Source organism: Streptosporangium oxazolinicum (genome assembly GCF_039537505.1).
Taxonomy (GTDB): Bacteria; Actinomycetota; Actinomycetes; order Streptosporangiales; family Streptosporangiaceae; genus Streptosporangium; species Streptosporangium oxazolinicum.
Window position 1 is genome coordinate 1,047,996 of sequence record NZ_BAABAQ010000001.1, and the last position, 25,926, is coordinate 1,073,921.

Annotated in this window: 18 protein-coding genes; 10 read left to right on the plus strand and 8 right to left on the minus strand. The window is 72.3% G+C overall.

The window, feature by feature from the left end:
• Genes ABD817_RS04980 through ABD817_RS05005 form a run of 6 tightly spaced genes read right to left on the minus strand, consistent with a single transcriptional unit; the run spans position 1 to position 4,499 of the window.
• On the minus strand, positions 1 to 549 hold the full coding sequence (locus tag ABD817_RS04980; RefSeq protein WP_344915403.1) for a hypothetical protein: 549 nt from the start codon (positions 547 to 549) through the stop codon (positions 1 to 3).
• Positions 546 to 1,736 (minus strand): beta-ketoacyl-[acyl-carrier-protein] synthase family protein, encoded by a 1,191-nt coding sequence (locus ABD817_RS04985; protein WP_344915405.1) that lies wholly within the window; start codon positions 1,734 to 1,736, stop codon positions 546 to 548. The genes ABD817_RS04980 and ABD817_RS04985 overlap by 4 nt, the downstream gene beginning before the upstream one ends.
• Entirely contained in the window at positions 1,733 to 2,329 is a 597-nt protein-coding gene (locus ABD817_RS04990) for a 3-hydroxyacyl-ACP dehydratase FabZ family protein (RefSeq protein ID WP_344915407.1), read from the minus strand. The genes ABD817_RS04985 and ABD817_RS04990 overlap by 4 nt, the downstream gene beginning before the upstream one ends.
• Positions 2,316 to 2,789, minus strand: a complete 474-nt coding sequence (locus ABD817_RS04995) for an acyl-CoA thioesterase (protein WP_344915409.1) — start codon at positions 2,787 to 2,789, stop codon at positions 2,316 to 2,318. The genes ABD817_RS04990 and ABD817_RS04995 overlap by 14 nt, the downstream gene beginning before the upstream one ends.
• On the minus strand, positions 2,786 to 4,174 hold the full coding sequence (locus ABD817_RS05000) for an aminotransferase class III-fold pyridoxal phosphate-dependent enzyme (protein ID WP_344915411.1): 1,389 nt from the start codon (positions 4,172 to 4,174) through the stop codon (positions 2,786 to 2,788). Before ABD817_RS05000 ends, ABD817_RS04995 begins: the two co-directional genes overlap by 4 nt.
• Positions 4,164 to 4,499 (minus strand): acyl carrier protein, encoded by a 336-nt coding sequence (locus ABD817_RS05005; protein ID WP_344915413.1) that lies wholly within the window; start codon positions 4,497 to 4,499, stop codon positions 4,164 to 4,166. Before ABD817_RS05005 ends, ABD817_RS05000 begins: the two co-directional genes overlap by 11 nt.
• Positions 4,500 to 5,451: 952 nt before the next feature.
• On the opposite strand from ABD817_RS05005, the gene ABD817_RS05010 reads away from it, so the two are divergent.
• The 10 genes from ABD817_RS05010 to ABD817_RS05055 all read left to right on the plus strand — a co-directional run bounded on the left by ABD817_RS05010 (position 5,452) and on the right by ABD817_RS05055 (position 23,490).
• Complete coding sequence (locus ABD817_RS05010) at positions 5,452 to 8,982, plus strand: non-ribosomal peptide synthetase (RefSeq protein ID WP_344915415.1); 3,531 nt, start codon at positions 5,452 to 5,454, stop codon at positions 8,980 to 8,982.
• Positions 8,983 to 9,125: 143 nt separating this feature from the next.
• Positions 9,126 to 10,409, plus strand: coding sequence for an MFS transporter (locus ABD817_RS05015; protein ID WP_344915417.1), 1,284 nt, complete (start codon positions 9,126 to 9,128; stop codon positions 10,407 to 10,409).
• Positions 10,406 to 13,408, plus strand: coding sequence for a type I polyketide synthase (locus ABD817_RS05020; protein WP_344915419.1), 3,003 nt, complete (start codon positions 10,406 to 10,408; stop codon positions 13,406 to 13,408). The genes ABD817_RS05015 and ABD817_RS05020 overlap by 4 nt, the downstream gene beginning before the upstream one ends.
• Positions 13,405 to 14,199, plus strand: coding sequence for a thioesterase II family protein (locus ABD817_RS05025; RefSeq protein WP_344915421.1), 795 nt, complete (start codon positions 13,405 to 13,407; stop codon positions 14,197 to 14,199). The genes ABD817_RS05020 and ABD817_RS05025 overlap by 4 nt, the downstream gene beginning before the upstream one ends.
• Positions 14,102 to 15,982: an acyl-CoA dehydrogenase family protein gene (locus ABD817_RS05030; protein WP_344915423.1), complete on the plus strand. Its 1,881-nt coding sequence runs from the start codon at positions 14,102 to 14,104 to the stop codon at positions 15,980 to 15,982. The genes ABD817_RS05025 and ABD817_RS05030 overlap by 98 nt, the downstream gene beginning before the upstream one ends.
• Positions 15,983 to 16,034: 52 nt before the next feature.
• Positions 16,035 to 16,286 carry a phosphopantetheine-binding protein gene (locus ABD817_RS05035; RefSeq protein ID WP_344915425.1) on the plus strand — a complete coding sequence of 84 codons (252 nt, stop codon included), beginning with the start codon at positions 16,035 to 16,037 and terminating at the stop codon, positions 16,284 to 16,286.
• Positions 16,287 to 16,474: 188 nt separating this feature from the next.
• Positions 16,475 to 16,693, plus strand: coding sequence for a hypothetical protein (locus ABD817_RS05040; RefSeq protein WP_344915427.1), 219 nt, complete (start codon positions 16,475 to 16,477; stop codon positions 16,691 to 16,693).
• Between the two features lie 127 nt (positions 16,694 to 16,820).
• Positions 16,821 to 18,623 carry a thiamine pyrophosphate-requiring protein gene (locus ABD817_RS05045; RefSeq protein WP_344915429.1) on the plus strand — a complete coding sequence of 601 codons (1,803 nt, stop codon included), beginning with the start codon at positions 16,821 to 16,823 and terminating at the stop codon, positions 18,621 to 18,623.
• A gap of 195 nt (positions 18,624 to 18,818) precedes the next feature.
• On the plus strand, positions 18,819 to 21,686 hold the full coding sequence (locus ABD817_RS05050) for an FAD-binding and (Fe-S)-binding domain-containing protein (protein ID WP_344915431.1): 2,868 nt from the start codon (positions 18,819 to 18,821) through the stop codon (positions 21,684 to 21,686).
• 25 nt (positions 21,687 to 21,711) lie between these two features.
• Positions 21,712 to 23,490 (plus strand): glycoside hydrolase family 15 protein, encoded by a 1,779-nt coding sequence (locus tag ABD817_RS05055; protein ID WP_344915432.1) that lies wholly within the window; start codon positions 21,712 to 21,714, stop codon positions 23,488 to 23,490.
• Between the two features lie 11 nt (positions 23,491 to 23,501).
• Here ABD817_RS05055 and ABD817_RS05060 read toward each other — a convergent pair whose 3' ends face one another.
• Complete coding sequence (locus tag ABD817_RS05060; protein WP_344915434.1) at positions 23,502 to 24,905, minus strand: SDR family oxidoreductase; 1,404 nt, start codon at positions 24,903 to 24,905, stop codon at positions 23,502 to 23,504.
• A 250-nt stretch (positions 24,906 to 25,155) separates the two neighbouring features.
• Positions 25,156 to 25,803, minus strand: a complete 648-nt coding sequence (locus tag ABD817_RS05065) for a TetR/AcrR family transcriptional regulator (RefSeq protein ID WP_344915436.1) — start codon at positions 25,801 to 25,803, stop codon at positions 25,156 to 25,158.
• Positions 25,804 to 25,926 lie beyond the last annotated feature (123 nt).

Below are 25,926 nucleotides of genomic sequence, written 5' to 3' on the forward strand. Positions count from 1 at the left end.
TCACCGGCCCGGCACCGGGAGTGCGTGCCGAAGGCCGGGGCCGGGTCCGAGTACCGTGCTGCGCACCCGGTGCCGGCCGTCCTCCTCCGCGTGGTGGACGCTCACCACGACGTACTCGGCCGCCCCGGAGCGCAGCCACGAGCGGGCCAGGGTACGGGCCACCGGCACCCCTTTCCCGGGGTGGGTCGCCAGCGTCAGCGAGGGCCCCCTGAACCCCCGCGCGACGCAGGCGAGACTTCCCGCGCCACCCGGGCTCGCCCCGGCGAACCGCAGCGGGGACACCCGGCCGTTCCGTACGGACCGCTCGACCTCCTCCATCGTCCGGAGCGTGCACAGCGCGCTGACCAGGATGACGGCGACCTCGTCCCGTACCGCGTCCAGCTCGTCCGAGCAGGTGGACAGGGCGTCGTCGACCGAGTCGACCACGAGCCAGGCGAGGGGGTCGGCGTAGAGGGAGGGGATCCTACTGCGCACCGGGACCAGTTCCGTACGGGTGGCCTCGCCCCGCGCCACCACGGCGACGCCCTCGCCCGCGACCTCCCCGGTCATCTCGTCCCCTCGAACGCGAGGCAGGTGTTGAACCCGCCGAACCCGAGTGTCACGCTCAGCCCGATCCGGTCGATCCGGTCGATCCGGCCGTCGAACGCCGCCGGACCCCCCATCGGCAGGGGCAGCGGAAAGCCGGGCATGACGGTCGTCAGGCCGTGCACCGGTGGCACCACCCCGTCCCGCAGGGCCAGCAGGACGGCGACCGCCTCCAGGGCGCCGGTGGCGCCGAGCGTGTGGCCGAACGCGCCCTTGGTCGCGAAGACCGTGGGGGAGGTCGCGGTGGAGCCCTCCGAGGAGAACACGCGTCCGTAACCTCGGCTCTCCACCAGGTCGTTGACCGGCGTGCCCGACCCGTGCGCGTTCACCACGACCACGTCCTCGGCGTGGCGTCCGGCCGCGAGCAGTGCCCTGCCCACCGCGCGTACGACGCTGTCACCGGACAGGTCGGGGGCCGCGGTGTTCACCGCGTCGTTCGCCGAGCCGGCGCCCAGCAGGTACCCGTGGGGCCGGGCGCCGCGCGCCGTCGCCGAGCGGGCGGACTCCAGTACGAGGAAGGCGGCCCCCTCGCCGAGGATCGTCCCGTCGTGAGCCTCGTCGAACGCGCGCAGCGAGGTCGGCGACATGGTGCCCAGCGCCGAGTGCCCCAGTCTCTTGGCCGGGGTGAGGATGTCCGCCCCGCCGCAGACGCAGATCTCCGCGTCACCGTTCCCGATCAGCTCGGCACCGACCAGGAGGCTGTCCGAACCCGAGGAGCACGCGGTGGTGAGCGAGACCGGCGCCTGGGGCATGTTCAGCTCGCCGGTCACGTCCGCGCACCAGTCGTCCAGGGCGGTCACCCCCGTGGTGTCCAGGTGGGGGCCGTAGCTGGTTCCGAAGACCGTACGCAGGCGCGGATCGGTGACGTCCAGTCCCGCGTCCGCCACCGCGTCCGCCAGCGTGTCGCGGCTCAGGATGTGCAGCCGCTCGCCCGGGTCCTTGTCCAGCGAGAGGTGCGGAAGGACGGCCGCGCTCTCGTTGCGCAGGGGATGCACCGAGGGTACGGCCCGGATGCCGCTCCCGCCGTCCAGCAGGGAGCGCCACACGTCGTCGAGGCCGGTGCCGAGAGGGGTGGACCACGCCAGCCCGGTGACCCAGACCTCCGGCGCACCCGTGGTGTCCGGGTCGCTCGTGGTGTCCGGGGCGCTCACCACAGCATCCGCCCCATGTCGGCGACCTTGACGCGCACGAGCGTGCCCTTGAACGCGGCCACGGTACGGTCCTCGACCACCGCGCGCCCGGAGAAGAAGAAGGTGGAATCCTGGATCAGCTCGCTCTTCACCGTGAAGACCACCTGGTCGCCGGGGACCACGATGCGCGTGAACCTCGACTTCATCGAGCCGATGAGCGTCAGCTCGTCGTCCGCGATGGGAGTCGTGCTGAGCTGGTAGAGGATGATTCCCGACTGCGCGAAGGCCTGGGTGAGGTGGCTCGCCGGGAAGATCGCGCGTTCCGGGAAGTGCCCGGCGATGACGTCCATCGTGCCGGAGACGAGAAGGGTGCTGGTGAGATGCGCGCCCGGTTCGTAGTCCAGCACGCGATCGATGTAGATCATGGGGTGCCGGTGGCGGAGCCACTGCTTGATCTCGGTGAATCCGAGGATCCTGTCGCCGGTGGCCACCGGGGTCGTGCCGTTCGTGGTCGTACCGTTCGTGGTCGTGCCGTCCGGGGGCGTGATGACCGGGGTCGCGCCGTCCGTGGTCGCGGTGATCGGGGTCGTGATGACCGGCTCAGATGTCTGCATCGTGGCGGCACTCCTTCAGCGATCTCCTGAGTTGTTCGGGAAGCGCGCACACCGCACCCGTCGTCCTGTCGACCACGGCGAAGACGAGGACGCCGGTGGACAGCCGCCTCGGCTCCTCCTCCCGCTCGGGCCGGGCGCACAGCACCGTGCCGGAGAGCCGGAAGCTCGCGGCCCCGACGTGCAGGACGGAGATCTCCAGGTCCAGCCGGTCGAGGAAGCGGGCGGACGCGTGATAGCGCATGCTCAGGTCCGTCACGACGAGGTCGAGACCGTCGCGTGCGAGGGCGTCGATCCCGACGCCGAGGCGGTCCAGGTTCTCCAGGGCCGCGGTTTCGAGCAGGGACGGATAGCGCGCGAAGTGCACCACGCCGGACGCGTCGGTGTCGACGTGCTCGACCCGGCGCCGGACAGGGGTCAGCGAGGGACGGCCGGTCGTCGAGGCGACGGCGGCGGCGGTCACAGCGACTCCTTGCGGAACGCCCGCGAGCCGTCGACGAGCCGCTCCACGATCGACTCCACCTCGGCGGCGGTGACGACGAGCGGCGGAGCGACCCGCATCGTGGGGAAGACGTAGCGCAGGCCGTGCGAGCGCCGCCCGGCACCCGCCATGAACTCCACGTACACGCCACTTCGGATCATGCGTTCCCGGAACGCGCCGATGTGCGCGGCCGCGGCCTCGGTGAGTTCCACTCCGTGCATGACGCCCACCCCCCTGGCCTCCCGGTAGAGGGTGGGGAACTGGTCCACCAGATCGCGCCGCAGCAACGTCCCCAGCTGCTCTCCCAACGTCCGCGATCTTTCGAGCAGACCTTCGGCGTGGACGTGTTCGATGCCCGCCCCCATCACGGCGCAGGTGATCGGGCGCAGGTCCGAGGTGGCGACCGCGCCGGACTCCCGTACGGTCAGGCTCCGGCGGGCGACGACCATGGAGGTGGACAGCACCCCCATGCCGAGGCTCTTGCCCAGCACGGTGATGTCGGTGGGGATCGGTCCCTCCTCGTCCGTCATCCCGAAGAACTCGCCGGTCTTGGCGAAGGTGAGGACCTCGTCCGCCACGAGCAGCGCGCCGCTCTCCCGGCACAGGCGCGCCATCTCGCGCAGGTAGCCGGGGGGCGGGATCAGGATCCCGGCGTCTCCCTGGACGGGCTCGATCACCACGGCGAGCACCCGGTGCCCGTTGCGGGCGAAGTACTCCCGGGCTGTCTCGGCCTCGCCGAACGGGATGTGCTCGGTCGTGAAGCCGAACGGTTCCGCCGCCACGGCGGGCAGGCCGATCCGGTAGTGCCTCCTGTTCAGGAGCGGGAGCAGCCCGCCGGTCCAGCCGTGCCAGGCTCCCTCGAAGGCGAGGACGACGTCGCGGCCCTCCCTGCCCTTCGCGGCGCGCAGGTCGCGGCGGTCGAAACGGGACTCCAGCGCCAGGCGCAGCGCCAGTTCCATCCCCTCGGAGCCGGAGTTGCGGCCGGTGACGTGGTAGTCGGCGGCGGGGAACCGCCCGGCCCACAGTCCTCCGGCGCCGAACAGGCGTTTCAGCAGCCGGGCCCGCTCCAGCGACGCGATCTCGTCGGTCACGTAGCCGCTCTCCTCGACGGCGCGCGTCAGGGCCGGGACGACCACCGGCGACCCCGCCCCGAGACACGCGGACGCGTAGCCCCCGCTGGCGTCCAGCACGTCCAGCGACCGCCCCGCCCGAGGGCCGTCGAGCTCGACGAATCGCTGGACGATCCCCGTGGCCCCCACGCAGCCGAAAGGCAGCTTCGTCCCGTAGTGGTTCATGTGCGCCGTCCGGTCGAACCAGACGTCGCCGGGTCCGTGCGGGGCGACGGCGGTGCCGTTCTCATCCAGCATCGGAGCGCTCCACTCCCGGCGTCCGATCCGCGGTCACGTCGCCGCCGCCGGACGCGGCCGGGCCGGTGGCCTGCAGCCTGCGGACCAGCTCGGAGATCGAGCGGATGCTGGCGAAGTTCTCCGGGCTGAACTCCTTCTCCGAGATGCGGACGCCGAACCGGTCCTCGCACTGGACGCGCAGTTCGACGAAGCCCAGCGAGTCGAGCCCGACGATGCCCCGAAGGCCGTCGTCGAGCCCTATCTCCGGCACCTCGACGAACAGGTCCGTCACCAGAATCGACCTGACCGTCTGCTCAATCTCCGTTGTCTCCTGGATTCCGGGCATGGGAGAACGCTCCTTCACTGGTACAGGGTCTACACACCGAATGACGAGGCCGAGATGGACAGCCTTAAAGGGCGTGAGAAAGGGGAGGGGATCGCGGGACGACGCACCGTATTCGGCACGGTTCTGCCTATGGGCGAGGGGCGGCCGGAAAGGTGCCGGCTGGTCGACCGGATGAGGTGTGGCTTCGCCCGAACGGACAATACATACCGTTTCGGCCGGTGGCAATACGCCGGGATCGCGCGCCTGATGCCTTTTGCGGCCCTAACTGAAGTATTGACTCAGAGTGATGTAAACAGCACCTTGCCCGCGAGATGGCCACCGCTGCGTCCCCGGCCACACCTTCATCGGTAACCCTTTGTTCACTTGACCAACTCAGCATTGGGGCGACCGACGACACGTGCGAGAAGATGTGACAGATGTTCATATCCTGCATGAACATCCCCGTCACCCCCTTGACTACCGACCGCAACCCATCGATGGTCCATAACGTCAACCACTCACCGCCGAGCGGAAACTCCGTGTCGTAACGGGCGCCCCCGCAGGATTCCGCGCGACATCGGCCAGTGCACTAATGCCATACCAAACAGGCATCGGAACGAATCGGTTACCTTCACTTCTCATCGGTATGCGAAAGACCCTGAGAAGCCACGGCCCTGTGTGATGCGCCCCATTCGGCGATCTCCATGGCGTTTTTCTCTTTCGTTTATCGAGCTGTCTTTTTCGCGGTTGAGCAGGGCGAGCGCGACCTGATCGACCCGCGCGATTCCCGGGGTCCGGGCTCGCCGGGATCGGGCCGGGCCACCCGAAATCACAAAGCCCGCGAAAGCGAACCGGCCCAGGTTCGGAATCGGCCGGGGCCGTCGTATCCGGCACCGGAAACCGAGTTCACCCCGTGCAGGACCCCGGTACCCCCCAGCACCCACCCACGACCGCGAGGCGGTGGATCCACAGCATGGACAGAAAGATCATGCCCGTGCGGCGGCAGACGATACCGTCCGGCGGAGGCGCCGGAGAACCGGTTCCGCTCACCGTCGCACAGCGAGCGCTGTGGATCATCGAGCAGGTTCACCCCGGCGGCTCCGCCTACAACGTGCCCGTGGCCGTACGCCTGGACGGACCGCTCGACCTCGGGGCGCTGAGGCGCGCGGTCGAACGGGTCCTCGCCCGGCACGACATCCTGCGCACGACGTTCCCGATGGGCAGGGACGAGCCGTACCAGCGCGTCGCCCCGTCGCCGCCCTTCGGCCCGCGACTGGCCGACCTGACGACGGAGCCGCCCGAGCGCCGCGACGACCTCGCCGACGAGTTGTTGCGGCGGTGGGCCGACGAACCCTTCGACGTGACGGCCGGACCGCTCGTTCGCAAGCGGCTGATCCGCCTCGACGCCGACCGGCACATACTCGGCCTGTTCCTGCACCAGCTGGTCTGCGACGGGCCGTCGCTCCATCTTCTCTTCGACGAACTCGCCGACGGGTACGCGGGCGCACCGGAGCCCCCGCCGCTCCCCGTCCAGTTCGGCGACTACGCGGCCTGGCAGCGACGGCAGCCGGTGGACGCCGCCGACCTCGCCTGGTGGCGCGAGCGGCTGGCGGGCGCCCCGACGACGCTGGACCTTCCCGCCGATCCCTCGCGTCCGACGCGGGACGGCGCACGTGGAGGGGACAGCGTACGTGGAGGGGACAGCTCGGGCGGCGCGAACGGCGTACGTGGAGGGGACACCGCGGGTGGCGCGGGTGGCGCGGGTGGCGCGGACGGCCATGACCGGCTCCGCCGGAGGGGTGGCGCCAACCACCATGTCACCCTTCCCGGACCGCTCATGGCGGAGGTCCTCGCCCTGGCCCGGCGGATGCGCGTGACACCGTTCGTGCCGATGATCGCGGCCTACGCGGCGCTGCTGGGCCGCCTCACCGGCGCGCGCGACCTGCTGATCGGCACCCCGGCCAACGACCGGCTGTTCTCGGAGCTCGAACCCGTGATCGGCTTCTTCGTGAACACGCTGCCGGTGCGGTTCGACCTGTCCGGTGATCCCTCGTTCGCCGAGGTCGTGCGGCGGACCCGGGAGACCGTGATGGACATGCTGAGCTACCAGCGGGTTCCGTTCCAGCGGCTGGTGGAGGAGCTCGCGCCGCAGCGCGATCTCGACCGCAACCCGCTGGTTCAGGCCCTCTTCAGCTTCGAGCCGACCCCGATGGCCGAGCCGCGTTTCGGTGACCTCTCCGCGTCGCTGATCGATCTCATGCCCACCGGCGCCAAGGCCGGACTCGACTTCACCGTCTTCCGGGCCGCCACCGGCGACGCCTTCGACCTGACGATCACCTACGGCACCGACCTGTTCGACCCCGGCACGGTCCGGTCGATCGGCGACCGTTTCCACCGGCTGCTCGCCGCCGTCGTGGCCGCCCCCGAGGCTCCCCTGTGGACACTGCCTCCGCTCGCCGACGCCGGGCCGCGAGACACGGCCGGCGTCGCGCCAGGCATCACAGCCGACGCCACCGCAGGCGTCACGGCCGACACCTCAACCGACACCACGGCAGGCGTCACGGCCGGGAGCGCCGTGGAAAGGCCCGAGGTCCCCGCGGTCTTCACCTCGTCCGGCCGGAGACCGGCCCCCCGCACCCTGCTCGACGTGCTCGACGAGACGACCGCCCGCTTCCCCGAGGCCGCCGCGCTCGACGACGGGCGCGTACGGCTCGGCTACGCCTCCCTGCGGGCCGAGGTCGAGTCCCTGGCCGGGAGGCTGCGGGCGGCCGGGGTGCGGCGCGGTGACCGGGTGGGGGTGTGCGTGCCCTCGGGTACCGCCGACCTGTACGTCTCGATCCTCGCCGTCCTCGCCGCGGGCGCGGCCTACGTACCGGTCGACGCCGACGATCCCGCCGAACGCAGGGAACTCGTCTTCGGCGAGGCCGGGGTCCACGCCGTCGTGGGGGAGAACCGCCACATCACGCTCACCCCGGCGGCGCGCGTACCGGACGAGCCGGGGGAGGCCGCCCGGCCGGGGGTGGACGACGACGCCTGGATCATCTTCACCTCCGGCTCGTCCGGGGTCCCCAAGGGTGTCGTGGCCACCCACCGCGGCGCGGCGGCGTTCGTGGACGCCGAGGCCGGGCTGTTCCTGCGGGACAGGCCGATCGGGCCGGGCGACCGGGTGCAGGCCCTGCTCTCGGCGGCCTTCGACGCCTCCTGCGAGGAGATGTGGCTGGCCTGGCGGAACGGCGCCTGCCTGGTGCCCGCCCCGCGCGCCCTCGTCCGTACCGGCACCGACCTCGGCCCGTGGATCAGGGCGAACGGCATCACCGTCATCTCGACGTTGCCCACGCTGGCCTCGCGCTGGCCGTCCGAGGTGTTCGACGGCGTGCGGCTGCTGATCCTGGGGGGCGAGGCATGCCCTCAGGAGCTGATCGAGCGGCTCACCGCCCCCGGACGCGAGGTGTGGAACAGCTACGGTCCCACCGAGGCGACCGTCACCTCGTCGGCGACCCTCTTCTCGCCCGGGGACCCGGTGCGGATCGGGCTCCCCCTCGACGGCTGGGATCTGGCCGTGGTGGGTCCGGACGGCGACCCCGTGGGCATGGGCGAGACCGGCGAGCTCGTGATCGGCGGGGTCGGCCTGGCCCGCTACCTGGACCCCGCGAAGGACGCGGAGAAGTACGCTCCGCTGCCGTCCCTCGGCTGGGGGCGGGCCTACCGCAGCGGGGACCTGGTGAGGGCCGAACCGGAGGGCCTGGTCTTCGTCGGGCGAATCGACGAGCAGGTCAAACTCGGGGGCCGCCGCGTCGAGCTCGGCGAGGTGGAGGCGGCCCTGCTGCGGCTGCCGGGCGTCAGCGCCGCCGCCGCCGCGGTCCGCACGACCCGCCTGGGCCACCAGATCCTCGTCGGCTACGTCGTGCCGGGCGGCGACTTCGACGAGGTCGGCGCGCGAGCCCTGCTGCGCGGGACGATGCCCGCCGCGCTCGTACCGCGCCTCGCGGTCGTCGGCGACCTGCCGATCCGGACGTCGGGCAAGGTCGACAGGGACGCCCTTCCGTGGCCGCTCCCCGCAGGCGGCGGCCCCCCTGCGCCCACCGAACCGGTGTCCGGGGCCTCCCTGACGTCCGGGCGCGGTGAACCGGAGCTCACGCTGAAACGGATCTGGCGGGAGGTCCTGGAGCTGGACCACGTCGGCCCGCACGACAACTTCTTCGACCTCGGCGGCACCTCGTTCAGCCTCGCCGCCGTCCACGCACGGCTCACCGAGACCCTGGGGCGGCGGATGCCGATGGTGACGCTGTTCGAGTTCCCCACGATCGCGGCCCTCTCCCGGCACCTCGGCGAGCAGGCCGCGCCGGGGACCGGCCACCCCCCGGGCACCGGTTCCGCCCCCGGCGCCGGGTCCCCACCGGCCCCCCGTGCCGACGCCGACGCCCCCGACGAGCAGGCGGGGAAGCGAGCGGCGGGCCGGGCCCGCCTCGGACTCCAGCGCCGCCGCATCGACGACCACCGCTGACCACCGCGCCACCCCATGAGGAGACCACTCGTGTTGTTCCACGACCACGCCGAACGGCGACGCGCCGTCACCGTCACCGTCGCCAGGGAGACACCGCCCGGTGTTCCGCCGTCGGGCCCGCGCGGCACGGAGGCGTGAAGGCGGTGGGAAAGAGCCTCTGGCGCGTCGCCGGTTTCCGCAATCTCTGGGCCGCCCAGACCGTCAGCCTGTTCGGCACACAGATCACCCTGCTGGCCCTGCCGCTCGCGGCGCTGCTCCTGCTCGACGCCTCGGCGCTGGAGGTCAGCCTGGTGTGGGCGGTCGAGTACGTGCCCATCCTCCTCGTCGGCCTGCCCGCCGGGGTCTGGCTCGAACGGCTTCCCCGGCGACCGGTGCTGATCCTCACCGATCTCCTGCGGGGTGTGGCCCTGCTCGCCGTCCCGGTCGCCGTGTGGCTGGACATGCTCAGCATGCCGCTGATCTACGCCGTGGCGTTCGCCATCGGGCTGGGCACGCTCTTCTTCGACGTGGCGCAGCTGTCCTACCTCCCCGAACTCGTGGAGGAGAACAAGCTCGTCGACGCCAACGGCAAGCTGGAGCTGTCCCGTTCGGTCGCGCAACTCGGGGGTCCGGGGGTCGGCGGTTTCCTCGTCGAGGTGCTCACCGCGCCCCTGGCGCTCCTGGCCGACGCGATCACCTACCTGGTCTCGGCGGTCTTCCTGCTCTTCATCAAGGTCGAGGAGCGAAAACCCGCTCCGGCGGAGCGGCTCGGCCTGCGCCGGGAGATCGCCGAAGGCATCCGCTTCGTGTTCTCCCACCCGCTGCTCCGCCCGCTGATCCTCTGCGCCACCCTCGCCGAACTCGCGTTCGCGGCCGTGCTCGCCCTCCAGATCGTCTACGCGGCGGACGAGCTGCGCCTGAGCGCCGGGGTCATCGGCGTCGTCCTCGCGGTCGGCAACGCCGGCGGCCTCGTCGGCGCGCTCGCGGCGGAACCCTTCTCCAGGCGCTTCGGCACCGGGCCCGCCTTCATCACGTCGATCGTCCTGTTCAGCGGCGGCACGGTCCTCCTGCCGCTGTCCACCGGGCCGGTGGTCTTCGCCGCGGGCCTGTTCGTCATCTACGTCGGGGCGTACATCTTCAACGTGCTGCAGGTCAGCCTGTGCCAGCTCGTGACGCCCCCGCACCTGCTCGGCCGGATGAACTCCGTCTTCCGCTTCGTCACCTGGGGCATGATCCCCCTCGGCGCCACCGTCGGGGGGCTGCTCGTGGACCCGGTCGGGCTGCGCGGGGTCTTCTGGATCGCCGCTGTCCTCACCGTCCTGTCGATGCTGCCTCCTCTCTTCTCCCCGGTACGCGGGCTGCGCGACGGCCAGGCCCCGGACGAGCCCGGGGAAAGCGCACAGCCCGAAGACGGCGCACAGCCCGCGCGGACGGGAGACCTCGCATGACCGCTCCGCACGTCGAGCAGACGTTCATCGCGATCATCGGGATGGCGGGCCGGTTCCCCGGCGCGCCGGACGTCGACGCGTTCTGGGAGGGGCTCGCCACCGGGACCGAGTTCGTCACGCGGTCGCCCGAAGAGGGGAACACCGGCAGGACCTCCGCGTACGGCGTCGTGCCGGACGCCGACCTCTTCGACGCGGGCTTCTTCGGCTTCTCACCCCGCGAGGCCCTGATGCTCGACCCCCAGCACCGGGTCTTCCTGGAGTGCGCGTGGGAGGCCCTGGAGAACGCCGGCTGCGACCCGGCCGCCTACCCCGGCGTGATCGGCGTGTACGGCGGCTGCGGGGACACCGATCACCTGGCGCTGCTGCGGGAGCACCGGGACCTGTTCCCCGGTGTCACGGACTGGCAGTTCCGGCTCGCCTGCGGCATGGACTTCCTGACGAGCCGGGTGGCGTACAAGCTGGATCTGAACGGCCCGGCCGTGACCGTGCAGACGGCGTGCTCCACCTCGCTCGTCGCCGTCCACCAGGCCGCGCAGGCGCTGCTCGCCGGGGAGTGCGACGTCGCCCTCGCCGGTGGGGCGACGATCCGGGTCCCGCATCCGATGGAGAGCCAGGGCGACGACGACGTCCTCGCGTCCGACGGGCGCTGCCGTCCCTTCGACGCCGACGCGAGCGGCACCGTGTCCGGTGACGGCGCGGGGGTCGTCGTGCTCAAGCGGCTGGAGGACGCGCTCGCGGACGGCGATCTCGTCCACGCCGTCATCCGAGGGTCCGCGGTCAACAACGACGGCGCCGGAAAGGTGGGCTTCACCGCTCCGAGCGTCGACGGGCAGGCCGCCGCGGTGCGCGCGGCGCATCTGCTCGCCGAGGTGTCCCCCGCCACCATCGGATACGTCGAGGCGCACGGGACCGCCACGCCGGTCGGCGACCCCATCGAGGTACGGGCGCTGTCGAAGGCGTTCGGGCTCGGCACGGACGAGAAGGCGTTCTGCCTGCTCGGCTCCGTCAAGTCGAACATCGGGCACACCGACGCCGCGGCCGGGGTGATCGGGCTGATCAAGGTCGTCCTGTCGCTCCGGCACGAGCTCGTCCCCGGCACGGTGCACTTCCGCCGCGCGAACCCCGAGATCGACCTCGACACCGGCCCCTTCGTGGTGCGGGGGGAGGCGACGCCCTGGCCGAGGACGGGCACTCCCCGCAGGGCGGGGGTCAACTCCCTGGGGATCGGCGGCACCAACGCCCATGTCGTCGTCGAGGAGTGGCGGGACTCGGCGCCGCCGGAACCCTCCGGGGGACCCCAGCTGCTGGTGCTGTCCGCGCGTACCGGCCGCGCGCTCGCGGAGGCGGCGACCCGTCTGGGCGAGCGGCTGAGGCGCGGCGACACGCCGCTCGCGGACGTCGCCTGGACGCTCCAGACCGGCCGCAGGGGGTTCACGCACCGGGCCTTCGCGGTCTGCGCCGACGGTGGCGACGCTGTGAGCGTGCTGACCGGCGTCGAGCCTCGCCGCCTGGTGACCGGCCGCGCCGCCGCGCGGGCCGCCGGTGTGGCCTTCCTCTTCCCCGGGCAGGGCGGCCAGCACCTCGGGATGGCACGGGACCTGTACGAGCGGGAACCGGTGTTCCGCGAGGCGGTCGACACCTGTGCCGAGCTGGCCGCGCCGGAGCTGGGGCTGGACCTGCGGGACGTGCTGTATCCCGGCGCGGACGCCGAGTCCTGGGCGGAGGCGCGACTCGGCACGATGACGGTGTGCCAGCCGGCGCTGTTCGCGATCCAGCACGGGCTCGCCCTGCTGTGGCGGGCGCGCGGCGTCACCCCGGAGGTCGTGCTCGGCCACAGCCTCGGCGCGTACGCCGCCGCGTCGACGGCGGGGGTGCTCACACCGGCCGACGCGCTGACGCTGGTGCTCGCGCGGGGACGGATCCTCGACGGCCTGCCCTCCGGCTCGATGCTCGCCGTACCGCTCGGCGAGGCGGCGCTCCTGCCCTCGCTGGACGGCGGCCTGTCGATCGCCGCGATCAACGGCCCGGCGCAGTGTGTCGTCACCGGACCGGCCGCCGACGTGGACCGCCTGCGGGACCGCCTCGCCGGGGAGGGCGTGGACGCGCGCCCCCTGCGCATCAGCGCCGCCGCGCACTCCCCCCTCGTCGAGCCCGCTCTCGCCGGGTACGCCGAGCTGGTCGGGAAGGTCCCGCTCCGGCCACCGGCGATCCGCTGGATCTCCGACAGGACCGGGATGCCCGTCACCGCGGAGGAGGCGTGTGACCCGGCCTCCTGGGCGGCCCACCTGCGGCACACCGTGCGGTTCTCGGCCGCGCTGGGGACGCTGCTCACCACCGGCGAGCACGCGCTGCTGGAGCTGGGCCCCGGGCGCACTCTCGGTGGCCTGGCCCGGCAGCACCCCGCGTACCGGGCGGACCGCCCGGTGGCGCAGAGCCTCCCGCACGCCGCCGACGCCGGGGGCGGGGCGGCGGAACTGCTCCACGCCACCGGTCTGCTGTGGCAGGCGGGGGTGCCCGTCGAATGGTCCGCGCTCCACCGTGGGCGAAGGCCCCGGCGCGTCCCGCTCCCGGCCTACCCGTTCCAGCGCCGGCGGTTCCGGCTCGACGAGCGGGATCCGGCGCGGGACGCGACCTCGGCCGGGGAACCCTCCGGATTCGAGCGGCCGGAGCTCGACGCGGACTACGTCCAGCCGGAGACCCGCACAGAGAAGATCATCGCCGCCGCCTTCCGCGAGGCGCTCGGCCTGGCGTCGCTGGGCGTCCACGACAACTTCTTCGACCTGGGGGGCGACTCGCTGATCGCGACCCGCCTCGTGGCCGGTATCCGGTCGGAGCTGGACGTCGAGCTCGGCGTCCGCGCGTTCTTCCGCGCGCCCACCGTGGCCGCGCTCGCGTCCCTCCTCGACGCCGCTCTCCTCGACGCGTCCCACCTCGAAACGTCCCGCCTCGAAACATCCCATCTCGACGCGTCCCGCCTCGACGAACAGGAGCGACCGTGACCGGCTCCCGACCCCGCTGGCTGCTGTGCCGCGAACGCCGCCCGGAGGCCCGCCTGCGGATGTACTGCTTCCCGCACAGCGGCGGCTCCCCGGGCGAGTACATGCGGTGGTCCGACGCGCTGCCGGACGTCGAGGTCTGGGCGGTGCAGCTCCCCGGGCGCGGGAGCAGGCGGGAGGAGGCGCCGTCGACGAGCATGCCGGAGCTGGTCGAGGCCCTGGTGTCCGAGGTGGAGTTCGTCGCCCCGTACGTCCTCCTCGGCCACAGTCTCGGCGCCCTCGTCGCGTACGAGACCGCCCTGGCACTGCGCGACCGGGGCTCGCCCGGCCCGGCCGCGCTGTACCTCTCCGGCTACCGCGCGCCCCACCTGCACGAGCCGGGACCGGACCTCCCCAAGCTCGGGGACGAGGACCTGGCCGCCGTGATCGAGAGCGAGCACGGTCCCCTCCCCGAGGAGGTCAAGGCCGACCCGGACGTCCTGGCGGCGGCACTGGAGGTCGTCCGCGCCGACCTGACGATCGTCGCCACCTATCGGCCCGTGCGCGTCGAGCCGCTGACCTGCCCGCTCGTGATCCTCGGCGGCGACCGGGACGAGGAGAGCGGCGAGTCGCTGACCGCGTGGAGCCGGTACACCACCGGGCCGTGCGATGTGTGGACCTTCCCAGGCGACCACTTCTACTTCCGGGAGCGGACCGATGACTTCCTCCGACACCTCGCCACCGGCCTCGACGAGCTTTCTGCAGGAGCTGTACCTGGGCCGCGTGCGCTGGGATCTGCTCCGCCCCTTCCCTGAGCAGGACCCGGCGGACCGCCTCGCCGGGGACGAGGCCGTCGCCCGCCTCAGCCGCCTCCTGCTCGACCGCGTCGATCCGGCGGCGGTCGAGGCCGACGGGCGCCTGCCCGGGGGGTTCCTCGGCGCTCTCCAGGACGCCGGCCTGCTCGGCCTGATGATCGACCCCTCGCTCGGCGGGCTCGGCCTCTCCTGGCTCAACGCCTGCCGGGTCGTCGAGACGGCGGCGAGCTGGTCCATGCCCGTGGCGTTTGCCCTCGCCATCCACAACGGGTTCGGCTCCGGTGTGTACCTGCGGGCTCTCCCACCGGGCCCGCTCCGCGACCTCATCGCCGAGCGGATCGCCGCCGGTGTCGTCTCCGGCACCGCCGACGCCGAGGTCGCCGGTGCCGGGAACCGCGGCCGCACCACGGTCGCCGTACCCGTCGAGGGGGGCGACGCCTACCTGATCAGCGGGGAGAAGGTGTTCATCGGCAACGGCTCCGTCGCGGAACTGGTCGACGTCTCCGCGACCGTGGTCGGCGACGACGGCACCGAGGAGGTCAGGCTCTTCTTCGTCGACACCCGCAGCCCCGGCTTCGAGGTCGTCGGCACGCACGAGTTCATGGGACTGCGCGGCGCGGCCTTCGGCATGCTGCGCCTCGACCGGGTGCGCGTACCGGCCGAGCAGCTCATGCCCGAGGAGTCCGGTGGCTGGCGCATGCGACCGGAATCCTCCGAGGGCGGGACCGTCACCGAGGAGACGCCCGGCGAGGCGTCCGTCGATCTCGGGGAGCTCGCCCTCTTCGGACGGCACCTCGTCATCGCGCCCCCCGCCCTCGCCGTCGCGCGCGCGTCGCTGCTCTGGTCGCGGGACTTCGTCAACAGGCGGAGGATCAACGACCGCGCGCTCGGCGAGTACGAGGAGATCCGGCGGCGGGTGGCGGAGAACGCGGCCGAGGTCTTCCTCGTCGAGAGCCTGCTCGTCTGGTGCCTGCTCGGGGCGGAGCGCGCGGACACCCGCCCCGACCTGACCGCCGCGAAGAATCTCATGGCCCTGGCGAGCTGGCGCGCGGTGGACGGGACGATGGCGCTGCTGGGCGGGGAGGGGTACGAGACCGCCCGCAGCAAGGCGGCGCGCGGGGCTCCACCGCTGCCGGTGGAACGCTGTTTCCGCGATGCCCGTGGGCTGCGGGTGGCGGGCGGCGTCGAGTTCATGCTCGACCTGTGGTCGGCGGAGGCGAACCTGCGGCCGTACTACGAACCCGGCGGACCACCCTCCGGAGGGGGACCGGAACCGGCGGCGAACCCGCGACCACACCGCGAACCCGGCGGACCGCCCGAGGGGGGACCGGAACCGGTCGCCCCCGGAGGCTTCCCCCCGAGACACCACGACCATCTGCGTCGTCTCACGTCGCAGGTCGAGACGCTCGCCGAACACTGCCGGGTCATGACCGGCGACGTCCCGATGGACGAACTGCTGACCAGGCAGCGCTCCCTCGCCCTCGTCGGCAGGATCGCGGCCGAACTGTTCGGCCTCTCCGTGGTGCTCGCCCGTTCGGCCGACCTCGCGGAACGGGGCAACACGGCGGCGCTCGACCTGGCCGACGTCGCCTGCGCGGCGTCCGAACACCGGCTGGACGGACTCTGGTCGCAGCTCGCCCGCGAGACCGGCCGCTCGGGAACCGACCCGGCGACGCTCGGCGACACGTGGCTGCGCGGCACCGGCCTCGACTTCCTCATCGGCGGTGCCGGCACCGCGACCCCTTCCACCACCGGCCTCTACGACCACCGGAGCCAAACATGATCACTTTCAAACATGTTCACCAGGGGTACGCCGCACCCGGACGGTCGGCGCGATGAGCAACGCGCCCGACACCCTGCCGCGAGGAGAGGCCGAGGAACTGGTCGCCGCGATCTGGTGCGACGTGTTCAACCTGGAGCGGATCGGGCGGCACGACGACTTCTACGAGCTCGGCGGTCACTCCCTGCTCGCGATCCGGATGGCCTCCCGCCTGCGCGACACCGTGGGACTGAAGGTGCCGCTGCGTCTCATCCTCGACAATCCCACGGTCGCCGAGATGGCCCTGCTCATCCGGAGGCCCGCCTGAACGGGCGCGGGGAGGCTCCGGCCGGGGTGACGGCCCGATGACCGGAAGGCCGGATCCCGGGATCCGGCCTTCGCGGCCTTGAATCCCCCTTTGGGTGATATGTCAGATTTTGCGATGGTTTGACGTTCAGCCGGGGTAGGGAGAAGGCAGGAAAGGTGACCGACGGCACCACCGGCCGGGAGGGGGACATGAGGAAACCGCTGAACGTCCGGCTGATCGTCTCCTGCATCGCGTTCATCGTCCTGCTGGCGCTCACCCTTGGGGCCGGGATCTCCCAGAGGTGGCCGCTCTTCCTGGCGGGCCTCGCGCTGACCGCGGTGGCCGCCGCCTGCGCGCTGATCACCGGGGAGTGGCTGGTGACCCTCCGCAGGCGCGGCCCCACCGGATCCGGAGCCCGGCGCCGCTGAGCGCCGACGCCCGGCAGGAGGGCACCGCGGCGGCGGTGGCGTCGGCAGGGGCCGGTGGGCCAGGCGGGGGCGGGGGTATATCCCGAGGTGAGAGCGGTCGCCCGGCCGCCCGAGGGGGGAATGACCGATGACTTCGACGACCGTGGCCGACTATGTGCTGGAACGTCTGCGTGAGTGGGGGGTCGAGCGGGTTTTCGGCTATCCGGGCGACGGCATCAACGGCCTGCTCGCCGCCTGGGGACGGGCCGGGGACCGGCCGATGTTCATCCAGGCGCGGCACGAGGAGATGAGCGCGTTCGAGGCGGTCGGCTACGCCAAGTTCGGCGGGCGCCTCGGCGTCTGCACGGCGACCTCGGGACCGGGCGCGATCCACCTGCTCAACGGCCTCTACGACGCCAAGCTCGACCACGTCCCAATGCTCGCGATCGTCGGCCAGACCAACCGCAGCGCGATGGGCGGCTCCTACCAGCAGGAGGTCGATCTGCTGTCGCTGTACAAGGACGTGGCCAGCGACTACGTGCAGATGGTCACCGTGCCCGAGCAACTGCCGAACGTGCTGGACCGGGCGATCCGGGTGGCGCTGGCCGAGCGGGCCCCGACCGCGATCATCCTGCCCGCCGACGTGCAGGAGCTCGAATACACCCCGCCCGGCCACGAGTTCAAGATGGTGCCCTCCAGCATCGGGATCGACTGGCCGACGACCTTCCCGGACGACGCGGCGCTCCACTACGCCGCCGGACTGCTCAACGCCGGTAAGCGGGTCGCGATCCTGGCCGGTTCCGGCGCCCGGGGGGCCCGCGAGGAGCTCCGGCAGGTCGCCGACCTGCTGGGGGCGGGCGTGGCCAAGGCGCTGCTGGGCAAGGACGTGCTCTCGGACGAGCTGCCGTACGTGACCGGCTCCATCGGGCTGCTGGGCACCCGGCCGAGCTACGAGATGATGAAGGGCTGCGACACGCTGCTCACCGTCGGCTCCAGCTTCCCGTACACCCAGTTCCTGCCGGACCTGGACCAGGCGCGGGCCGTGCAGATCGACATCAACCCCAAGCTGATCGGCATGCGCTACCCCTACGAGGTGAACCTGGTCGGCGACGCCGCCGTCACCCTGCGGGCCCTCATCCCGCTGCTGGAGCGCAAGCGCGACCGCTCCTGGCGCGAGAGCATCGAGTCCGACGTCCAGCGGTGGTGGGAGACCATGCGGATGGAGGCGATGGTCGAGGCCAAGCCGGTCAATCCGATGCTCCTGTTCCACGAGCTGTCCCCGCTGCTGCCCGCCGACGCGATCGTCGCCGCCGACTCCGGTTCGGCCGCCAACTGGTACGCCCGCAACCTGCGCTTCCACGACGGCGTGCGCGGTTCGCTGTCGGGCACGCTGGCCACCATGGGGTCGGGCGTGCCGTACGGGATCGGCGCCAAGTTCGCCCACCCGGACCGTCCGGTGATCGTGTTCGCCGGTGACGGGGCGATGCAGATGAACGGCCTGGCCGAGCTGATCACCGTCAAGCACTACTGGCGCGACTGGTCCGACCCTCGGCTGATCGTCGCGGTGCTGCACAACAACGACCTCAACCAGGTCACCTGGGAGATGCGCGCCATGCAGGGCTCGCCCAAGTTCCCGCAGTCGCAGACCCTGCCGGACGTGGACTACGCCGCCTTCGCCGCGAGCCTGGGCATGGGCGCCCTCGCCGTCGACAGACCCGACCAGGTCGCGCCGGCCTGGGAGCGGGCGCTGGGCGCCGACCGGCCCGTGCTTCTGGACGTGTACGTCGATCCGGACGTGCCGCCGATCCCGCCGCACGCGACCTTCGAGCAGATGAAGAACTCCGCCGAGGCACTCCTGCAGGGCGACGAGAACCGCTGGGGCGTCCTGCGGGAGGGGATCAAGACCAAGATGCAGGAGTTCCTGCCGCACCGCGACGACGGCGGCAGGTGACCGGCCCGCTCGTCGAGGCGGTCGAGGCGAGCGCCTACACCGTCCCGACGGACGGGCGTACGGTTCGGGGACGCGCCTCGGTCCCGGCCGGGACCGGGAGAACTCCACGCCGGAAAGTTACCTTTTTTCACCCAATTTGATGAAATGTCGGGTATGTAGCCAAACGTGTCTCTTTACCGCAGTCTCAGTGCTCGGGTGGACGGAGAGGTGCGGTGCGACGAGGGGTCGCTGGCCGCCTACGCCCACGACTCCTCGAACTACCGGCAGACCCCGTCCGTGGTCGTGGTGCCCCGCACCGTGCAGGCCGGGGCCGAGGCCGTGCGCGTCTGCCACGAGTACCGGGCGCCGGTGCACTCCCGGGGCGGGGGCACCAGCCTGGCCGGGCAGTGCTGCAACGAGGGCGTGGTGATCGACTGGTCGAAGTACTGCACGCGGCTGCTCTCGGTGGACGGCGAGCGGGCGCTGGTCGAGCCCGGCGTCTGCCTGGACGATCTCAACGCCCAACTGGCGGACCGGCGCCTGATGGTCGGCCCCAAGCCCGCCACCCACGACACCTGCACCATCGGCGGGATGATCGGCAACAACTCGTGCGGCGCCTCGGCGCAGGCGTACGGGAAGATGGCCGACTCGGTGATCCGCCTGGAGGTGCTCACCTACGACGGCCTGCGGATGTGGGTGGGAGAGACCTCCGAGGAGGAGTACGAGCACATCCTCGCGCTGGGCGGGCGCCGGGCGGAGATCTACCGGGCGATGCGGAGGCTGCGCGACGAGAACCTCGCGCTGATCCGGACCCGCTACCCGAGGATCCCGCGCCGCGTCTCGGGCTACAACCTGGACTCGCTGCTGCCGGAGAACGGCCTCAACGTGGCCCGCGCGCTGGTGGGCAGCGAGTCGACGCTGGTCACGGTGCTGCACGCGGAGATCAGACTGTTCCCGGTGCCGAGGTTCCAGTCGCTGGCGGTGCTGGGCTACCCCGACATCGCCACGGCGGGCGACATGGTGCCGGAGATCGTCAAGTATCGGCCGCTGGCGCTGGAGGGGCTCGACCACGAGCTGATGGACCTGGCCAGGATCGAGCACACCGCCGGGCAGGACGTACTGGACAGGCTGCCCGAGGGGTCGGGCTGGCTGATGGCGCGGTTCGGCGGCGACACCCGCGAGGAGGCCGACGAGCGGGCCAGGAGGCTGATCGGCGAGGCCAGGGGCGCGCACACCACCTATCTGGACGACCCCGCCGAGGAGGAGCGGGTGTGGAGGGTCCGCGAGGCCGGGCTGGGCGTGACCGCCTACCCTCCGGACAACCCCGACACCCACGAGGGCTGGGAGGACGCGGCCGTCCCGCCGGAGCGGCTCGGCGACTACCTGCGCGACTTCCAGGCGCTGCTGAACCGTTTCGGCTACCACAACTCCTCTCTCTACGGGCATTTCGGGCAGGGGTGCGTGCACACCCGGATACCGTTCGACCTGGACGACCCCGATGGGGTGGCGAAGTACCGCCGGTTCGTCGAGGAGGCCGCGCACCTGGTCGCCTCCTACGGCGGGTCGCTGTCCGGCGAGCACGGCGACGGGCAGTCCCGGGGCGAGCTGCTGCCGATCATGTTCGGCTCCGAGGTCGTCGGGCTGTTCGGTGTCTTCAAGCGGATCTGGGACCCCGAGGGACGGATGAACCCGGGCAAGATCGTCAATCCGTACCGGCTGGACGAGAACCTCGACCACCTGGACTACCACCCCGCCGAGCCGATGACGTCCTTCGACTACCCGCGCGACCACCACCGGTTCACCCACGCCGCCGCCCGCTGTGTCGGCGTCGGCAACTGCCGCTCCACCTCCGGCGGGGTGATGTGTCCCAGCTACCGGGTCACCCGGGAGGAGAAGCACAGCACCCGGGGCCGGGCCCGCATCCTGATGGAGATGATGCGCGGCGAGACCGTCACCGGCGGCTGGCGGTCCAAGGCGGTGTACGAGGCGCTCGACCTGTGCCTGTCCTGCAAGGGCTGCCGAGGGGAGTGCCCGGTGCACGTGGACATGGCCACCTACAAGGCCGAGTTCCTCTCCCACCACTACCGGGGGCGGCCACGGCCGGCCGCGCACTACTCCATGGGGTGGCTGCCCCTGTGGGCCCGGATCGCCGCCCTCGCGCCGGGAGCGGTCAACGCGCTCACCCACACGCCGGGCCTGAGCGGGCTGGTCCGGCTGGCCGGGGGCGTGGATCGGCACCGCGAGCTGCCGCGCTTCGCCACCGAGCGCTTCACCGACTGGTTCCGCGACCGGCCGGAGCGGCCGCCGGGCGAGGGTGACCCGGTCGTGCTGTGGCCGGACACCTTCACCGACAACTTCCGCCCCGGCGCGGCCGTGGCGGCGACGCGCCTGCTGGAGACGTACGGCTACCGGGTCGAGGTGCCGCCGGTGCCGTTGTGCTGCGGGCTCACCTGGATCTCCACCGGCCAGCTCGCCACCGCCAGGCGCGTGCTGCGCCGGACCGTGGCGGCGCTCGCCCCCCGGCTGCGGCGGGGTGTGCCGGTCGTCGGGCTGGAGCCGAGCTGCGCCGCCGTCCTGCGCTCCGACGCGCCCGAGCTGCTGTCCGGCGACCCCGACGTGGAGCTGCTCGCCCGCCAGACCAGGTCGCTGTCGGAGATGCTGCTCGACCGGGTGCCGGTCGCCCCACTGCCGGGCACGGGAGTGCGCGCGCTCGCCCAGCCGCACTGCCACCAGCACGCCATCTGGGGCTTCGACGCCGACGCCGGGCTGCTGGAGCGCGCCGGGATCCAGGCCGAGGTGCTGGATGTGGGCTGCTGCGGGCTGGCGGGCAACTTCGGCTTCGAGCGCGGCCACCACGAGATCTCCACCGGGGTCGCCGAGCTGGGGCTGTGGCCCGCCGTGCGGGCGGCGGACGAGGGGACCAGGATTCTCGCCGACGGCTTCTCCTGCCGTACCCAGATCGAGTCCGGCACCCCCGCGAAACCGGTTCACCTGGCCGAACTCCTCGCCGAGGTGCTGCTGCGGTCGCCACCGGCCCCCACGCGCCGGGAGGAGGAGCGGGCGCTCTCGCGCGTACGGCCCTGACGTGCCGGGAAGGGGGACGGCCTCCATGGCGGGCGGAGACACCACGGGCTTCGCTCCGCAGGTGCTGCGGCAGTACGCCTTCCTCGCCGACGGGTACCGCGGGGCCCTGATCGGCCCGCGTGGGGACATCGGCTGGCTGTGCGTGCCGCGCTGGGACTCCGACGCCGTGTTCACGAACCTGCTCGGTGGCCGCGGCGTGTACGCCGTCACGCCCGCCGACGCGCGGTTCGTGTGGGGCGGCTACTACGAGGGCGGCTCGCTGATCTGGAACAGCCGCTGGGTGACCTCGCACGGCATCGTCGAGTGCCGCGAGGCCCTCGCCTTCCCCGCCGATCCGGAGCGTGCCGTGCTGCTGCGCCGGATACGGGCCGTGGACGGCCCCGCCCGGGTGACGGTGATCCTCGATCCACGGGCGGGTTTCGGCAGGCGGCCCCTGCGCGAGCCGCACCGCGAGGCGGAAACCTGGAGCGGGCGCACCGGCGACCTCCATCTGCGCTGGACAGGCGCCGGGCACGCCCACCGGGAGGCAGGGGGAGGTCTGCGCGCCGACCTGCGGGTGCCCGAGGGAGGGCATCACGACCTCGTCCTGGAGCTGGCCCGCCGGCCGTTCGAGGGGGAGCCCGTCGATCCGGTGGCGGCGTGGCGCGCCACCGAACGGTCGTGGTCCGTCGCGAAGCCCTCCCTGCCGGGATGCGTCGCCCACCGCGACGCCGTACACGCCCACACGGTGCTGCGCGGCATGACGGCACCGGACGGGGGCATGGTCGCCGCGGCCACCACGTCGTTGCCCGAGCGCGCCGAGGCCGGTCGCAACTACGACTACCGCTACGCCTGGATCCGCGACCAGTGCTACGCCGGTCACGCGGCGGCGGTCGCCGGTCTCGACGATCTGCTGGACGCCGCGGTCGCGTTCATCACCGCGCGGCTGCTGGCCGACGGCCCCCACCTGGCGCCCGCCTACACCACCGGTGGCGGCCGGGTGCCCGAGGAGCGCGCGCTGCCGTTCCTGCCCGGCTACCCGGGGGCGCCGGTCAGGGTGGGCAACTGGGTGACCGGGCAGTTCCAGCTGGACGCGTTCGGCGAGGTGTTGCTGCTTCTGGCCACCGCCGCGCGCCGGGATCGGCTGGACATCGACTCCTGGCACGCCCTGGAGGGCGCGGTCGACGCCGTCGCGCGACGGTGGCGGGAGCCCGACTCGGGAATCTGGGAGCTGCCCCCTCGGCAGTGGACGCACTCCAAGCTGATCTGCGTCGCCGGGCTGAAGGCCGCGGCGGCCGTCGCCCCGGCCAGGCAGGCCGCCCGCTGGAGCGCCCTCGCCGACACCGTCCTGGCCCACACCTCACGGCACGGGCTCCACCCCTCCGGCCGCTGGCAGCGCGCCTTCGACGACGGACGGGTGGACGCGGCCCTGCTCATCCCCGCCGTCCGCGGTGCCCTGGCGCCGGACGACCCGCGAACCGTCGCCACGCGCGCAGCCGTACACGCCGAGCTCGAACGCGACGGATACCTCTACCGCTTCCAGCAGGACGAGCGGCCTCTCGGCGACGCCGAGGGCGCCTTCGTACTATGCGGGCTGGTCGCCGCGCTCGCCGCGCACCAGGGCGGGGACGAGGTCGGGGCGGCCCGCTGGTTCGAACGCAACCGGGCCGCGTGCGGCTCACCGGGCCTGTACACCGAGGAGTACGACATCGGCCAGCGGCAGTCGCGGGGCAACCTGCCCCAGGCGTTCGTGCACGCGCTGCTGCTGGAGTCGGCGGTGACGCTGTCGGCGTCGGGGCGGGGCGGCGCGCGTACCCTCCCGTGACGCCACCGGTGTCACGGCCTGCCGCTGTCGCGCAGTCCGGCCAGGCTCCAGGCGAGGGCGATCCCGGCGTCGGACAGGGCGACACGGCGCCACCGGCCGTTGGCCGCCCCGAGCGCCAGGACGGTACCGGCGTGCACCAGGTCGGTCACGGCGCCACCGGCGAGCACCTCCCGGCTGGGACGAAGGCCCGACCAGGCCGCCTGGCCCAGCTGCCTGGCCCCCAGCAGGCGGGCGACGGCCTTCGCCCCGCGATTCCCTCTCCCGCCGAGTACGCGGAGCACCTGTGCGGGCGCCATCAGCAGTGCCAGCCCCCAGGCCGCGCGTGCGACCTCGATCGCCCGCACCGGCGGCATGCCCTCGCCGGACCGCTCCTCGAACGACCAGCGCCGCGCCCTCCCCGTCGCCTTACGGCCGCGCGCCCACGCCAGGGCGCCCACCGCCGTCAGGGCCGAGGCCGCCGCGAGCAGCCCGTGATGCTGGGAGGCCCAGAGCTGGGGGCTGTGCGCTATGGCCCTGTGGTCGAAGGAGCCGTGCGCCCCCTCGTCGGTGCCGGGTTCGTCGTCGGCCGGGCGCCACAGGTTGGGAGGGTCGCGGTGGGTCACGTCGGTGGTCTGCTGGGACTCGTAGCCCGTCCAGGCCAGGTAGCGGTCCAGGAGCCCGGGGATCACCGCGTTGGCAAGGAGCGTCGCCGCGGTCGAGACGCCCACCCAGTACTCGCGCCGCCGTGGATGCTCCGCCGCGTACAGGATGGCGTCGGCCGGGATCTCGGGCTGGTAGATCGGGGGAACGGGCTGGGGATGGCCGGACAGCCGCGACAGCACCCAGTCGAACTGCGGCGTGTTGACCGCCGGCATCTGCACCATGGTGACCTGTACGCCACTCCTGTCGTGCAGCAGCTCGCAGCGCAGCGACTCGTTGAACCCCTGGATGGCGTGCTTGGCCCCGCAGTACGCGCTCTGCAGCGGAATCCCCCGGTACGCCAGCGCCGAACCGACCTGGACGATCACACCGTGGTCGCGGGGGAGCATCCGCCGCAGCGCGGCGCGCGTGCCGTTGACGAAGCCGAGGTAGGTGACCTCGGTCGCGCGGCGGAACTCCTCGGGTGTGATCTCCGTGAAGGGGGCGAACACCGAGGCGAAGGCGACGTTCACCCACACGTCGATGGGACCGAGCTCGTCCTCGGCCCGTCCCGCGGCGGCGTCGATCCGGTCGTGGTCGGCGGTGTCGGCCACGATGGCGAGCGCCTCGCCGCCCGCCTCGCGCACCTCGCGCGCGGCCCCCTCCAGGCCGTCGGCACCTCGTGCGATCAGCGCCACGGCGTCGCCCCGGGCGGCGAAGCGGCGGGCGGTGGCCCGGCCGATGCCCGCACTGGCCCCGGTGATCACTACGACACGTCGTCCGTCTCGCGTTGTCATGGCTCGGCTCCCATCATGCAGAGTCGATTTACCCCGACAAAAGCGACAGGACACACCAAAACGGTTAATGATCTCGTGGTTGGCGTGCTTACCTGAGGTAACGGCGTCCCGTCCAGCGCGAGGACGTGCGGCGCCCCGCCGGGCGACTCGGACAGCGCGTCGCAGGGCAGCACGGCCGGATGTTCGGATTATCACGCGGAGGGGTGCGGCTCGACGTCTCGGGAAGGAACGAACCGACCCGTGCACGACCTCAGGAGCGAGACCGGCTCGCATCGGCGCCGTAGCGCATTCCGTCGACGAGAAGCGCGACCATGCGCTGGCTGTACACGACTCCCTCGTCCGCCGCGGGCAGGCAGAGATTGGCGACGGCGTACAGGAGATCCTGGGGACTGATGTCGGTACGAATCTCGCCACTGGCCGTCGCGGCATCGAGCAGTGACCCGAGGGTGGGCCCGAGTCGCCCCATGAAGTAGCCGGGCAGGGCGTCGAACGCCGGATCGCCCGAGTGCAGGGCGGTGGCGAGTCCGCGTTTGGTCGCGAGGAACTCGGTGTACCGGTGGAGCCACCTCGCGAGTGCCACTCCCGGCCGGTGCGCCGCGGCCAGCGCCGGGGCCGCGTCGGCGCAGGCGTCCACCTCGCGCCGGAACACGGCCTTGACCAGGTCCGAGCGCTGCGGGAAGTGCCGGTACAGCGTCCCGACTCCGACGCCGGCCAGATCGGCGATCTCCTTCGCGGGCGCGTCCACGCCCGACGTGCCGAAGACGGCCTTCGCCGCCTCAAGCAAGGAGTCGACATTGCGTCGCGCGTCGGCGCGCAGCCGACGCGGCGCGCCTTCGAGTGCGCCCGGACCCGCGGAGCCGGTCGAGTCGACTCCGGTCGGCGCCGTGTTCTCCGTCACGACCCTCCTTCGCTTACCTTCGCTTACCTTCGCTTGCATAAACGGAAAGCTTTTCCGTATAGTTCCGGAAAGACGTTCCGCTTCGTTTCAGGGTACGGCATGCGAGAGCGCCGACCACACCTC